Annotated in this window: 12 protein-coding genes and 1 pseudogene; 10 read left to right on the top strand and 3 right to left on the bottom strand. The window is 65.6% G+C overall.

Annotation, left to right across the window (positions count from 1 at the left end; all coding sequences use genetic code 11):
- Nucleotides 1-121: 121 nt before the first annotated feature.
- Nucleotides 122-658 carry a GNAT family N-acetyltransferase gene (locus THIMADRAFT_RS04100; RefSeq protein WP_007191706.1) on the top strand — a complete coding sequence of 179 codons (537 nt, stop codon included), beginning with the start codon at nt 122-124 and terminating at the stop codon, nt 656-658.
- Between the two features lie 89 nt (nt 659-747).
- Here the strand turns inward: THIMADRAFT_RS04100 and THIMADRAFT_RS04095 are convergent.
- Nucleotides 748-1,005 (bottom strand): annotated as a pseudogene (locus THIMADRAFT_RS04095) (O-methyltransferase); the annotation flags it as partial.
- A gap of 205 nt (nt 1,006-1,210) precedes the next feature.
- On the opposite strand from THIMADRAFT_RS04095, the gene THIMADRAFT_RS04090 reads away from it, so the two are divergent.
- Both THIMADRAFT_RS04090 and THIMADRAFT_RS04085 read left to right on the top strand, forming a co-directional pair.
- Entirely contained in the window at nt 1,211-2,824 is a 1,614-nt protein-coding gene (locus tag THIMADRAFT_RS04090; protein ID WP_007191704.1) for an NADH-quinone oxidoreductase subunit L, read from the top strand.
- Nucleotides 2,825-2,837: 13 nt separating this feature from the next.
- Nucleotides 2,838-5,495 (top strand): YbcC family protein, encoded by a 2,658-nt coding sequence (locus tag THIMADRAFT_RS04085; RefSeq protein WP_007191703.1) that lies wholly within the window; start codon nt 2,838-2,840, stop codon nt 5,493-5,495.
- 181 nt (nt 5,496-5,676) lie between these two features.
- On the opposite strand, the gene bchE is transcribed toward THIMADRAFT_RS04085, so the two are convergent.
- Nucleotides 5,677-7,341, bottom strand: a complete 1,665-nt coding sequence (gene bchE / locus THIMADRAFT_RS04080; RefSeq protein WP_007191701.1) for a magnesium-protoporphyrin IX monomethyl ester anaerobic oxidative cyclase — start codon at nt 7,339-7,341, stop codon at nt 5,677-5,679.
- A 204-nt stretch (nt 7,342-7,545) separates the two neighbouring features.
- Between bchE and THIMADRAFT_RS04075 the strand changes: the two genes are divergently transcribed.
- The 3 genes from THIMADRAFT_RS04075 (at nt 7,546) to THIMADRAFT_RS04065 (ending at nt 9,750) form a co-directional block, all read left to right on the top strand.
- Nucleotides 7,546-7,983 carry a hemerythrin domain-containing protein gene (locus THIMADRAFT_RS04075; protein ID WP_007191700.1) on the top strand — a complete coding sequence of 146 codons (438 nt, stop codon included), beginning with the start codon at nt 7,546-7,548 and terminating at the stop codon, nt 7,981-7,983.
- Between the two features lie 3 nt (nt 7,984-7,986).
- On the top strand, nt 7,987-8,253 hold the full coding sequence (locus THIMADRAFT_RS04070; protein ID WP_007191699.1) for a DUF2249 domain-containing protein: 267 nt from the start codon (nt 7,987-7,989) through the stop codon (nt 8,251-8,253).
- A gap of 201 nt (nt 8,254-8,454) precedes the next feature.
- Nucleotides 8,455-9,750 (top strand): hypothetical protein, encoded by a 1,296-nt coding sequence (locus tag THIMADRAFT_RS04065; protein WP_007191698.1) that lies wholly within the window; start codon nt 8,455-8,457, stop codon nt 9,748-9,750.
- Between the two features lie 134 nt (nt 9,751-9,884).
- Here the strand turns inward: THIMADRAFT_RS04065 and THIMADRAFT_RS04060 are convergent, their stop codons facing one another.
- A complete protein-coding gene (locus THIMADRAFT_RS04060; protein WP_040729566.1) occupies nt 9,885-10,526 on the bottom strand; it encodes a TusE/DsrC/DsvC family sulfur relay protein in 642 nt (213 codons plus the stop codon).
- Between the two features lie 302 nt (nt 10,527-10,828).
- Here THIMADRAFT_RS04060 and THIMADRAFT_RS04055 point away from each other — a divergent pair, with 302 nt between their 5' ends.
- The 4 genes from THIMADRAFT_RS04055 to THIMADRAFT_RS04040 all read left to right on the top strand — a co-directional run bounded on the left by THIMADRAFT_RS04055 (nt 10,829) and on the right by THIMADRAFT_RS04040 (nt 13,778).
- Nucleotides 10,829-11,800, top strand: a complete 972-nt coding sequence (locus THIMADRAFT_RS04055; protein ID WP_007191696.1) for a LysR family transcriptional regulator — start codon at nt 10,829-10,831, stop codon at nt 11,798-11,800.
- Nucleotides 11,801-11,940: 140 nt separating this feature from the next.
- Nucleotides 11,941-12,381 (top strand): hypothetical protein, encoded by a 441-nt coding sequence (locus tag THIMADRAFT_RS04050; RefSeq protein ID WP_007191695.1) that lies wholly within the window; start codon nt 11,941-11,943, stop codon nt 12,379-12,381.
- Complete coding sequence (locus tag THIMADRAFT_RS04045; RefSeq protein ID WP_007191694.1) at nt 12,378-13,013, top strand: SCO family protein; 636 nt, start codon at nt 12,378-12,380, stop codon at nt 13,011-13,013. Before THIMADRAFT_RS04050 ends, THIMADRAFT_RS04045 begins: the two co-directional genes overlap by 4 nt.
- Before the next feature lie 213 nt (nt 13,014-13,226).
- Nucleotides 13,227-13,778, top strand: a complete 552-nt coding sequence (locus THIMADRAFT_RS04040) for a hypothetical protein (RefSeq protein WP_007191693.1) — start codon at nt 13,227-13,229, stop codon at nt 13,776-13,778.
- Nucleotides 13,779-13,816: the final 38 nt, after the last annotated feature.

Raw genomic sequence — 13,816 nt, 5'->3', positions numbered from 1 at the left:
ACTTAGGCATTCCACCCGCCGACCAGGTCCACCAAAGCGACGCCACCGAACGCGTAAGCGGGATCGCGGGCGCTGGCGTAGGACGACGTCCGGTGGTTTCTGCGCAGCGGAGAACGCGATCATGACGTCGGACATCGAGATCAGAAACGAGACCAGCGACGATATCGCCGCGATCGCCGCGGTGACGATCGCGGCGTTTCGCGACCTGGAGATCAGCAACCAGACCGAACACGTCATCATCGACGCGCTCCGTGCCGCCGAGGCCCTCGCCCTCTCGCTCGTCGCGGTGGTCGATGGCCGTGTCGTCGGCCACATCGCGTTCTCGCCCGTCACCCTGTCCGACGGCACACGGGATTGGTACGGACTCGGCCCGGTGTCGGTCTTGCCGCAGGTGCAGCGCCGAGGGATCGGTCAAGCCCTGGTGCGCGAAGGCTTGTCGCGGCTCAGGCGCATGCAGGCGCGCGGCTGCTGCCTGGTGGGGCACCCGGAGTACTACCGAAGGTTCGGGTTCGAGAACTGCCCGCAGCTCGTCCTCGAGGGCGTCCCGCCGGAGGTCTTCTTCGCCGTGTCCTTCGACGGGACGCTGCCGCGGGGTACTGTCGCGTTCCGCGAAGGATTCGGCGCGGTCGGTCCGTCGTCGTGCGCGAACGAGGTGTGACTGCGGGGCGAGACGCGCATGGCGCGGATCGAAGGGGACCCGGCCTGCAGTGACCGCATCGGGCAGTCGGGTGGTCCCTCGCGCGCAGATCAGCGCTTGCGCGCAAAGGTCAGTCCGTCGTCGATCGGCACCAGACTCAGGGTCACGCGCGGGTCCCTCACCAGTCGGTCGTTGAGCGCGCGGATCGCCCGGGCATCCGCGTCCCGGACATCGGGATCGGCCACGCGGCCGTCCCGGAGCGTGTTGTCGAACAGGATGAGGCCACCGGGGCGCACCAGCGTCAGGCAGCGATCGAAGTACCGGTTGTAGTTGCTCTTGTCGGCGTCGATGAAGGCCGCCTCCGCTCGGATGAAGCGGTGCGGACGTCGAGGTCGGCACACGTTCGCAGGCCCCCGAGACGTCCCGTCCCTTCGCCTACTCGCGCAAGACGTCACCCACCACACTTAGAGCATTGTCGATGAGTTGAATCGAAAAGATAGATTTTTACCGGCATCCGTTCGCCCCCAGGATCTCGTTGAACCCAATCACAGGGCTCAGGCCCGGGAGGCATCGATGTCGTCAGCACTCACGCTTGTCACTGCCGCGGCGGTTGCCGCGCCGGTTGTCTTATGGTCGGCCGGGGCGATACCGAGCCGGATCGGGAACCGCTCGGGGCCGCGGATGGCGCGTCTCGCGAACGTCCTGGCTTGGACGGCCTTCGCGCTGGCCTTGGCGGTGCTGTCGGGGCACGGCTTCGGGCCGACCCAGTCCCTGACCCTGCTGTCGATCGACCTGCCGTTCGACATCGGCGCCTTCGCCGTGAGCGTCTATGTGAACGCCGTCACCGTGATCATGCTCACGCTGGTCTCCTTCGTCGGCGCGCTGGTCTCGACCTATGCGCGAAACTACATGAGCGGCGACCCCGCCGAGGGGCACTTCCACAAGTGGTTGCTGCTGACCCTGGCCTCCATCCTGACGCTCATCGTCTCGGGCAACCTGCTCATGTTCGTACTCGCCTGGATTGCGACGAGCCTGAGCCTGCACCGACTCCTGCTGTTCTATCCGGAGCGCCCCGCTGCCGTGATGGCCGCGCACAAGAAGTTCGTGTTCAGCCGAATCGGTGACGCAAGCCTGCTGATCGGGGTTCTTTTGATCGGCGCAACCCTGCACACGCTGGACTTTGCCGGCGTCTATATGGCCATGGAGGGCTTCGAGGGTCCGCTACCGGCAACGCTCCAGGCCGCGGCGTGGTTGATCGTGCTGAGCGCGGCGCTCAAGTGCGCGCAGTTCCCTTTCCACGGCTGGCTCCTGCAGGTGATGGAGGCACCGACACCGGTCTCGGCCTTGCTGCACGCGGGTATCGTCAACGCCGGTGCCTTTCTGGTGATTCGAATGGCTCCGATCATGTCCTTGTCCGGTTCGGCGATGGATGCCCTGGCCGTGGTCGGCCTGGTGACGCTCACCGTCGCGTCGCTGGTGATGATGACGCAGACCAGCATCAAGGTGTCGCTGGCCTGGTCGACCTCGGCTCAGATGGGGTTCATGTTGCTGGAGGCGGGTCTCGGACTCTACAGCCTGGCGCTGCTGCACCTAGTCGCCCATTCGCTGTACAAGGCGCACGCCTTTCTTGCCTCGGGCAGCAGCGTGGACGGTTTCCGCGCGGCGACCCCGAAGTTCCGGGACGGGGGCCCGCAGCCCTGGCATTGGTTGGTGGCCTTCCAAGGCGCGATCCTGATGGCCATCGTCGCAGGATTTGCGTTCGGGGTGGATCCGGTTCACCAACCGGCACTGATCGTCACCGGCGCCATCATCTCGGTGGCGGTCGCGCAACTGCTGCTCCAAGCCTTGCAGTTGGAAGACAACGCCGCTCTGCTCCTGCGGGCGAGCGCAATCGGCGCGCTGGTCTGCTTCGGGTATTTCGGTCTGCACGCGGCTTTCGAGCACGCCGTCGCGGACAGCATGCGCGCGGTGGCGCCGTCCGGCGGCACCTTCGACCTCATCCTGAGCATCGCCATCGTCGCCGTGTTTATCGGACTGATCCTGTTGCAGCATCTGTTCATGCGCGTGGCGCCGCCGCTGCGTCAAGCCATCCAGGTGCATCTCTACAACGGACTCTACGTCGATGTGTTGGTGACCCGCTTGATCACGCGTCTGTGGCCGCTGCGCCCGGCGCCCGCCGTTTCATAAGGGGGACGAAGCCATGAACCTGAAGGATCTCGACACGCTCCGAGAGACGCCGGCCACTGCGATCACCCCGACGACCGATCGAGCACCCGCGGCCAAGTGGTCCAGCGCGGCCGGGGACGCTGTCCTCGCCAAACAGATCGCGGCAGCCTGCGAGCGCATCGCACCACTCTGGCCGCTGGATCGCTTCGTGGCGGTCAACCCCTTCCACGGACTGCGCGATGCGCCGTTCCAAGAGGCTGCCGCCATCATGCGGCGGGTGGCGGGCGCCCAGATGTACATGCCGCGGGCCTATTATCGAGAGCAGATCGCCGACGGCCGGATCACGGCGGATGATCTGCGCGGGGCCGCCGAGCTATGCGGAAGCGGGCTCGACCCCGCCGCGCTCCAACGCGCCGTCGATGTCGAGCCCCGACCGGCCGGACGCGTTCCGCTGCTGACCGCGGTGCTCGACGAGATGGACGCCGACGACTGGTCGAGCTTCGTCGTCGACCGCATCAGCCATCACTGCGCGGCCTTCTTCGACATGGGTCAGGCCACCTGGAAGCAACCCTGGCAGGGTCTGTCGCTGTACGCCTCCTGGCGGCGCTTCGCGGCGCTCGATTTCAGCGCCACCATGATGGGGCAAGGCGGCATGCGGGCTCGGGTGAAGGCGCTGCCGGACGCGCCGCGCGACTGCATTCGCTCGGCGCTGAACCGTCTGGGCATCCCCTCCGCCGCCGCGCTCGACTATATGCACGCGGCCCTGATGGACATCGGCGGCTGGGCCGCCTGGACCCGTTTGCTGCGTTGGCAGGCGGAGCTCGCCGGCGGCAGCGACGACACCATCGAGGAGCTGCTCGCGATCCGCCTCGCCTGGGACGTGCTGGTCTACGAGCACAAGACCAGCCCGGAGCTACGCCAGCGCTGGCGCCGGGTCTGCGCGGATCTGGGCAAACTCGGGACGTCGAAAGGGGGCCCCGCGACCGCCGCCGCGACCGCCTCCGAGGACGCAGGCGATCGCGAGATCGACCAGGTGCTCCTGAGCGCGGCGGAGCTGGCCTATCAGCGTGGTCTGATCGGGCAGTTGCGTACGGCGGCGAACGGCGACACGGCGTTCCGCCCCGCGGTCCAGGCCGCCTTCTGCATCGACGTGCGCTCCGAGGTGGTGCGCCGCGCCTTCGAGACCGTCTGCCCACAGGCGCGCACGCTCGGTTTTGCCGGCTTCTTCGGCGTGCCGATCGAGCATGTCCCGCTCGGCGCCGTCACCGCGCGAACGCATGTGCCTGTCCTGCTCACGCCGTCCTACCGGGTCTGCTCCGAGATCCACGGCGCCGATCCCGAGGAGGCCGATCGTGCCCTGGCCACCCAGCGCCGCCGGTTCGGGATCAGCAAGTCCTGGAAGGCATTCAAGATGGGCGCCTCCTCATGCTTCTCGTTCGTCGAATCGGCGGGCATCTGGCTCTACGCGCCTAAACTGATCGGCGACACCCTGGGCTGGAGCCGGCCCGTCCCGGCCCCCGACGATCTGCGCCTGGATGCGACCGAGGCGTCTCGGGTCGGCCCGACGCTGGACGCACCGTCGCATGCACACGCCCATCACCACGCCGGCGCGTGCGGCGCGAAAGGTCTACTCGACGGCACGACCGCGGGCATCCCGCAGGCGGATCGTGTCGCGCTCGCCGAAGGGATTCTCCGCGCCATGTCGCTCACCGACGGCTTCGCCCGCTTGGTGCTGCTGGTCGGTCACGGCAGCACCTCGGTGAACAACCCGCACGCCGCCGGGCTCGACTGCGGCGCCTGCGCGGGTCAAACGGGCGAGGCCAGCGCCCGTGTCGTCGCCGCGATCTTGAACGACCCGGCGGTGCGCCGGGGTTTGCTCGAGCGTGGTCTGGATGTCCCCGCGGACACCTGGTTCCTGCCCGGTCTACACGACACCACGGTCGACGACGTTCACCTGTTCGACACCGATGTGCTTCCCGCGGGTTACGCCGAGGAGTTGGCCGAGCTGAGGAGCTGGCTCAAGCAGGCCGGCGAGCTGACGCGCCTGCAACGGGCCACCTTGCTGGGGCTCGGCGGCCGCCGCCGGCAAAGCCTCGAGGCCAGCATCCGCCAGCGCAGCCGAGATTGGTCGCAGGTTCGCCCCGAGTGGGGCCTGGCCGGCAACGCCGCCTTCATCGCCGCACCGCGCACACGCACACACGGCCTTGATCTCGGCGGTCGGACCTTCCTGCACGACTATGACTGGCGCGCCGATGCCGGCTTCAAAACCCTGGAGCTGATCATGACCGCACCGATGGTGGTCGCGACCTGGATCAACCTTCAATACTACGGCTCCACGGTCGACAACCGGCGCTTCGGCAGCGGCAACAAGGTCCTGCACAACGTAGTCGGAGGTGCCATCGGCGTGCTCGAAGGCAACGCCGGAGACCTGCGCGTCGGGCTGCCCATGCAGTCATTGCACGACGGCCGACGCTGGATCCACGAACCGCTGCGTCTCAGCGTCTTCCTGCAGGCACCCCAAACGCCGATCGACGAGATCATCGCCCGCAACGACTTGGTGCGTCAGCTTCTGGACAACGGCTGGCTGCATCTCTTCCGGATGGAGGATCGGGACGGCGGCATCCAGCGGCGCTTGCCGGGGCAAGGCTGGGTGATCTGCGGAGCGGACGAAGGCGAGGCCATCGACGCCTGAAGCGAGCAAGGCAACGGTGCGAGAGCGTTCCGGCAGGATGCCGGAACGGTGTCTCTCGGCCGGATCGGCCGGGCCATGTGCGACGCGAGCCCATGGCGGCCATCTGCCGCGTAAAGCGGTTGACTGCGGAGACGATCCCGACGACGAGATCCGTGATTCCGACGCTCCGGGCCTCCGGGCCCTACTCGTTCATCGCCCTGACCGACGCCTTGCCGGTTGCGTTCGGCAGCGTCGGCGGCGCGACCGTCAGTGCATCGATCTCGGCCTGATCGAGCTGATCCTTGCCGCCGCCGCAGGCCATGATCTGCGCCTGGACGTCGCCCTTGATCTTGCGGCTGTGCTTGGCCTTCCAGTCTGTGCCGCCCTCGGCGACGCGAGTGCGCTTGGGGTCGAAGTGGAAGTCGACCTTTTTCTTGGACTGCGGGCCCCAGTAGTTGACCTTGCCCAGATCGTAGAACTTGCGCTCGAAGCCGGCCTTGAGGAACGCCTTCAGACAGCCGAGCAGATAACGCCGCCGCTCGCCGCTGCCCGCCCAGGGGTAGGAAAAGAGCGCCTTGTGCATGTAGAAGCGGCGATAGTTGTGCATGACGCGGTCGAGCAGCTCGGCGCGATCCATGGCGGCCGGCTTGATGATGGGCGTGACGAAGTTGTACTTCTCGTAGTCGAAGATCTCGACCTTGTCGCCCAGCTCGCGGAAGAGATCCGTGAACGGCCAGGGGGTGTACATGGCCCAGTTGGCGAGGTCCGGCTTCCAGTCGCGCGCCATCTGGTAGGTCTCTTCGAGCGTCTCGGCGGTCTCGTTCTCGAGCCCGACGATGAACTGTGCCTCGGTGAGGATGCCGGCATCGCGCAGCAGGCCGATCGCCCGCTTGTTGTCGGCGACCGTGGTCTCCTTGTTGAAGCGGTCGAGCTTCAATTGCGCCGCGGCCTCGGTGCCGAGCGAGACATGGATCAGGCCGGCCTTGCGATAGAGCGGCAGCACGTCCTCGTCGCGCAGGATGTCGGTGACGCGGGTATTGATGCCCCAGAGGATCCCGAGATTGCGCGCGATCAGCTCCTCGCAGAAGGCGATGAACTTCTTGCGATTGATGGTCGGCTCCTCGTCGGCGAGGATGAAGAAGCCGACGTCGTGGTCGCGCATCAGGGTCTCGATCTCGTCGACCACCTTCTTCGGATCGCGGATGCGGTAGTCACGCCAGAACTTCCACTGTGAGCAGAAGGAGCAGGTGTAGGGACAACCGCGCGCCATGTTCGGGATGGCGACGCGCTTGTTGAGCGGGATGTAGTTGTACTTATCCCATTCAAGCACACTCCAATCCGGGGTGATGGCATCCAGGTCCTTCACGGTCGGCGCGGCCGGGGTGGCGATGATCTTGCCGTCGACGGCGTAGGCGATGCCCTTGACCTTGCCGCGCTCCTCCGGCCAGCGGCCTTCGGCGATGGTGCGGACCAGATCGACGATGATCTCCTCGCCCTCGCCACGCACGATGGCGTCGATCCAGGGCGCCTCGCCGAGCACCTGCTGATACATGAAGGTGGCATGCACGCCGCCGAGGACGGTCACGATTTTCGGATCAACCTCCTTGACGATCTCGAGCAGACGCTGGGCCTTGTAGATGGAGGGGGTGATGGCCGTGCAGCCGACGATGTCCGGGGCATAGGAGGCAACGGCCTCGCGCACCTGCTCCTCGGACAGGTCGTTGGTCATGGCATCGACGAAGCGCACCTGCGTGTAACCGGCGGTCTTGAGCGCACCGGTGAGATAGGCCACCCAGGCCGGCGGCCAATTGCCGGCGATCTCGGCGCCGCCCGAGTGGTAGTTTGGGTGGATGAAGAGAATGCGCATGCGTGAAGCCCCCGGCCTATGGTGAGTGTCAATGAAGGTTGACAGTCGGGTGATTTGTCGTCCTTGACACAGGTCAAATCCGCCCGGGCGACTCGGAATTGCGGGTCTTCTGCGCGCGAGCGCATGCGACGGGATCTGACCTAGGTCAAGGACGATCCTCTCGATGCAGGGAGAATGCCGGGGCATTCAAACGGAGGATTGACAGTGACCGACTCGATCGCGACCTACATGACCGACGACCACCAGCGCTGTGATCATCTGCTTGCCGCGTGCGAGCGGGCCGTCTCGGGCGGCGATTGGAATCGACTCGCCGCGCAAACAACCGATTTCTCGAAGGCCCTGATCGGCCATTTCGACATGGAGGAGCAGATCCTCTTTCCGGAGTTGGTCGCCGTCATGCCCTGGGCAAGCGGACCGACCGGTATGATGACGATGGAACACGGACAGATGCGTGCCCTGGTGGAGCAGCTCGATGAGGCGGTCCACGCCCAGGATGCCGACGCCTGTCTCGGCATCCTCGAGACGCTCCATCTGGTGACCCAGCAGCACAACGCGAAGGAAGAGGGCATCCTCTATCCGATGGCCGAGGAGAGTCTGGGCGACCAGACACCGGACATCCTGAACCGGCTGCAGGCGGGCTAGACGATGGACAGAACACTCGATGTCAGCGCTCTTCCCGCTCCGGAGCCGATGGAGCGGATCCTCGATGCACTCGCCGACCTGCCGCCCGGCGATCGCCTGTGCGTACTTCATCGTCGCGAGCCCTATCCGCTCTACGACATGCTGCGACGGATGGGTTACCGCTGGGAGATCAGCTCCGAGGACGATCGCTATCGCATCCTCATCTCACCCGTGCCGAAGCAACAACGTCCGATCAGTCGAATCCGGCAACAGGGCGTGAGCCGTTTTTAAACCGCGCGCGTTGGGCCATGCGATGTTCAGTGCTCGGATTCTGGGTTCGTCCCTGCCGACCGGCGTCGGAGCTGCGCGGTTTAAAAAGAGTAAATTATTCATTTTTTTGAACCGCGTCGCGCCGAGCGCTGCCAGAGTCCTCGACGCTAAACCCAAACGAGAAAGCGACCACACGCACTCCAAACGCGGCTCAAAAAAATAATGGATACCGGCGGACTCTCACTCGATCAGGCCCCGCCGATCGACATCCCCGCACGCTTCTTTCTGACCGCGCCGCTGTTTGCGATCGCCGCCGGGCTGCTCTTGGCTTGGGAGGGACCGACCCTCTTGGTCTCGCGCTGGATGCCCGGCGCTCTCGCCGCGACCCACCTGATCGCGATCGGCTATCTCGGATCGATCATGTGCGGTGCGCTGCTTCAGATGTTGCCCGTCGTCGCGGGCGCACCGGTCCCCGGGGTGCGATTGGTCGGCACGGCCACGCATCTCCTGCTCACCGTCGGCGCCGCCGGACTAGCTTGGGGGCTGGGGGGAGGCGGTCCGACCCTGATCTGGATCGGCGCCGGGGCCTCTGCGCTGGGATTCCTGGTCTTCGTCGTCCCGGTCGCCATCGCACTGATGCGGGCGCGCGGTGCCCCGGGAACCTTGCTGGCGCTGCGCACGGCCGCCTTGGCCTTGGCGGTCACGGTCGCCTTGGGGTTGCTGCTGGTCGCCGTCCTGCAAGGGTGGCTCCGGGTTGCGCATCACACCCCCTGGGTCGATTCACATGTCGCCTGGGGGTTGATGGGCTGGGTCGGGCTGCTGGTGGTCGGCGTGGCCATCCAGGTGCTGCCGATGTTCTATGTCACCCCGGCCTATCCGGCGCCCATGCGGCGTTGGTTCGCGCCGGCCGTCCTGGTTGGGATCGGTGCAGCAAGCACGGCTTGGATCATGGGGGATGAGCTCGTCGGGCGGGCCGTCATCGGCGGAGTCGCGCTGGGGTTCGTCGGCTTTGCGCTTGTCACCCTGAGCTCGATCAGCCGTCGCGAGCGACCCCGGATGGATCCGACATTGCTGCACTGGTGGGCGGCCATGCTGAGCCTCTGCTGCGCAGCGCTCGCGTGGGTCTTCGCGGCGCCGCCGACCCTCGTCGGCGTGCTCCTGTTGGTGGGACTCGGGGTCGGACTGCCGGCCGGCATGCTCTTTAAGATCTTGCCGTTCCTGACCTGGTTTCACCTCCAGCATCGCCAACTCTCGAGCGGACGGTTCGACCTGCGCATACCGCATATGGGCAGCCTGCTGTCGATACGGTGGGCACGGATCCAGTTTGGCCTGCATCTCGCCGCGCTGATGCTGCTCGCGGGCAGCCTGTGGGTTCCGGTGCTGGCCCGCCCGGCAGGCATCGCGCTCGCGCTCTCCTCGATCCTGTTGCTCGTATTGTTGATCGGCGTCGCTCGCACCTATCGACGGGGCGCTGTCCTGCTCCGGCCGGCACCCTCGAGAGTCGAACCGCAATCCTGAATCGTCCCGATCCGACTGCGCAGACCGCTCACCGAGCGCCAACCTCGGAAACCCCGTCGTCGGCGCCCAGCCGGGGTTCGCAAGCACGCCCCGGCGACTTGTTTCGGTCGTTTTGACCCGTTCCCGACGGCCGCTCAGTGCTCGCCCTTCGTGCGAAGTAGACCAGCCAATCGATTGCCTTGTTTTTGCGGGCCGCCGCGCGGGAAAAGCTGGTGCAGATAGCGGTTGCTCCCTTTCTCGCTGCCCCAGATCTTGCGGAAATGAGCGATCATATCGCGCACCGTCGCCTGGGTGCCGCGTTTGACATAGCTCGCCCGCAGGAAGCGGATGACCTCCCAGTGCTCGGCATTCAGCGCGAGCCCGTCATGCGCCGCCAGGGCGCGGGCAAACTCCTCCGACCAATCCGACGGATCCACGAGGTAACCTTCGCTGTCGGTGAGGATCGTACGCTCACCGACCTGGATGCTGCGGGTGGTCATGCCCGGGTAGGCGTTGCTGCCGGAGGGAAACTCGCCCGGCAGACCCTTCGAGTTGCGCTCGGATTGGGTGATCGACCACAGCTCGATCGGGATCTCGCCGTCGAGGCGCCCGTCGAAACGCTCCACCCCGGATACCAGCACCTTGCCGCTGGTCGGCGGCAGGTCGAAGTGCGCCACGCCCGCGCGGTCGGTGAAGACGGGCGCCGTCTCGGAGCCGTCCGCATCCAGCTTGAGGACCACGGGCGTGCGTTTCAGCGGCTCATTCGTGACCTTCATGGACACCTTTACGTCAATCATGGTCTCGTCTCCAACTCCATCGATCTTGATCCATATCATTAAATTAGCCTCTACTGGACCCCGAGACAAACGAATCCTTTCGGCGTTAGATATCGATGTTTTCGATTCGAGAACCGGCTTCATGGCGGTATGCTTCGTCTGAACCCGCAACCTCGAGGACGCGGGAACCTCAAACCTTATCCACGAAGGAGCATCAACCAAAGACATGGTCAATCACCTAAACCGCGTTCGCTCCGACGATGATGGATCGAGACAACGCTCACCCAAGACGCATCGTGCCCCAGCCATGATGGACGCGGTTTATGGATATTGACCAGGTCAGAACCTTCTTGGCGGTCGCCGCGCACGGGAGTTTCCAGGAGGCCGCCAACCGCGTGCACGTCACCCAATCCACGGTCAGCGCGCGCATTCAGGGTCTCGAGCGTTACCTGAACGCCCGGCTGTTCGTGCGCAACCGCTCGGGCGCGACACTCACGCCCGCGGGTCGGCGCTTTCTTCGGCATGCGAAGACGCTGGTGTTGACGCTCGAGCAGGCCCGCCACGACGTCGGTCTACCCAGCCGCTTTCGGGCCAGCATCACGATCGGCGCGCGTATCGCTCTTTGGGACGGCTTCCTACCGCTGTGGGCCGGGCGGATGCGCGAGCAGGCACCGGATGTCTCGATCAGCAGCGAGATCGGTTTCGAGGACGATCTGATGCGGCGCATCGTCGAAGGCACGCTGGACCTCGCCTTGATGTACACGCCGCAGCACAGCGCCGGCCTTCAGGTGGAGCACTTGTTCGACGAGACACTGGTCCTGGTGACCAGCGATCCGCAGCGAACGGAGCTCGACGACGGCTATGTCTACGTGAACTGGGGGCCGACCTTCTATGCCCAGCACAGCAAGGTTTACCCGAATCTGGAACGGCCGGCCCAGATGGCCAACATCGGCTGGCTCGGTCTGCAGTTGATCTTGACCAACGGGGGAACCTGCTTCGTCCCCGAGCGCGTCGCCGCACCCTACGTGCGTGCGGGCTGCCTGCACGTGGCACCCGAAAGCCCGCGGTTTCTGCTGCCGGCCTACGTGGTCTATCCGTTGGAGAGCGAGTCGCCCGTGCTCGATGCGGCGCTGTCGACCCTGCATACGGTCATCGCGGAACGATCGCCCGCCGACGGCGGCACGCCGACGGAAAAGGAGTTGTTCGAGACCGCACAGCTTGCCCCGGGGGCAGAGGAACTGGAGCGGATCCAGGCGCTTCACGACCATGAGCCCGCGCCGGTCTGCCGCACTTGATCTCCGTCAAGGGATCGGAGTCCCCTTACGCTATGCTGAAAAGCGAGCTTGGTTTTGATCCGGATGATAAAAAAGGGGTCGTCGGCAACCCGAGCGCATCCGCGAAGACACCGACCCCGCCGAAGCCTTGGAGGCCCCGCATGAGATTTCCGATCCTGACCGGTCTAGTGCTGATGTCCACGGGGCTCGCTGTCGCCGATCCGACCCCGTCGACCGATTCGACCGAGATCGGCTTTGCAGAGGTCCGGACGTTGGGAACGCTGAACGGCCAGGCGCTCGCCTGTCGGCAGTTCGATACGTCCAGCAATGCAAAGGCATTGATGATCGGTCATGCACCCAAGACCCGCCGCTACGGAACCCTCTTCGAGACGGCGACCAACGCCGCCTTCCTCGCGGCGACCAAGGACGGTACGCCCTGCCCGACCGAGGCCGATTTGGCGGCGCGATTGGCGAAATCGGCGGCAGCACTGAAGGCGGTTTTCCCCGAACACGCGAATCCGGAGCAAGCGAGCCCGGAAGCGTCTGCGCCGCAACCGCCCGGCGCCGAGACGTCCCTGCCGAACGACGAGACCGGATCATGACGATTCCCGTCGTCGCGCCGCTGGTTGCAGCACTACTTCTGGCCGCCGGGATAGCCACGGGATCGATCGAAGCCGCCGAAGCGCCCGCCGATGACGAGTCCCCGCCGAGCGGGCGCTATCTCCTGATGGACGCCAATGGACGTGCCGTCACCAACGCCGATTTCCCCGGCCAATTCCAGCTCATCGCCTTCGGCTACACCTACTGTCCGGACATCTGCCCGACCACCCTGGTCGAGGCCGCGGCAATACTGAAGCAGTTGGGCGATCGCGCGGATCGCGTCCAGCCGATCTTCATCACGGTCGATCCGCAGCGCGATACCCCGCAGGTGCTGGCGACCTATACGGCCTACTTTCACCCGCGCATCATCGGCCTCACCGGCTCGGCGTCGCTCATCGCGCGCGCCGCCCAAAACTTCAACGCCCGTTACGAGAAGGTCACCGAGCCTGGAGCACCGCCTGATCGCTACCACGTCGACCACAGCGCGGGGATGTATCTCCTCGGCCCCGACGGAAGCTATATTCGTAAGTTCGGTTACTCGACACCGGCGGTGGAGATCGCCGAGCGGATCGAGGCACTCTTGTCCGAGACGCCCGAGTCAGAGATGACCCAGCGCCTTTTGCCTCCGGGCTGAAGCGCACGTTTCGGTTCGGCCGGGCGACGCGTCCGACGTACCCCGCTGCCCCGCTGCCCCGCTGCCCCGCTGCCCCGCTGCCCCGCTGCCCCGCTTTGCGCTTGTATGGCCGGACTCTCCGCGTCAAACTCCGGCGTGCGGCGCCGATACGGCGGTACACGGGGTATCGGCCGGGTCGCGCCGCGCACGAATCAAATCAGGGGAGACGTCGAAATGAGAACAACCGCAAAGATCCTCGTTGCAATCAGCCTGTCCGCAGGTGCCGTGTCGTCCGCGTTTGCTCAGCAGGATTTCGGGTGGAATGTGGCTTGGGGAACGGCACAGCCGGTGCCCTTGAGTCCATGGGCCACGGCCCTTCTCGGGTTGTTGCTTGTCGCGGCGACGTACGCCTTCCTGCACAAGCGCAGTAAACAGGGAGGTGTCGCTCTAATCGCCGCGGGCGCCATCTTCGGCTCGACCTATCTGACGCAAGAGTCCTGGGCCGCTCGTTACGACCTGACGATCTCGACAGCCTCCGGCTCGGCATTCGTGAGTTGCGGCATTCTCGACATCGGCTCGACGCAGCAGGAGGCGAACGGACCCGTTGATCTCGTCGTCGGCACGACGCTTCAGGAAGGCGTCGTTCTTCGCCGAGTCGAATCCAGCTTTCCCGTCCTGGAATCTTCCGAAGAGGCCCCGAAGCCGACCGCATTGGCCGAACAGTGCAGCGTCGGACTGCGTGTCACCCCGGACGCCCCCTGCACCTTGCCCTGCTATCCGGGTTAGAGGCACGTCGCGATCTCCCGTGTCCGCCCAAGGCGGAC

Source organism: Thiocapsa marina 5811 (assembly GCF_000223985.1).
GTDB classification, from domain to species: Bacteria; Pseudomonadota; Gammaproteobacteria; order Chromatiales; family Chromatiaceae; genus Thiocapsa; species Thiocapsa marina.
The sequence above is the reverse complement of the archived record's forward strand: the minus strand, read 5'-3'. Positions and strand labels throughout refer to the sequence as shown.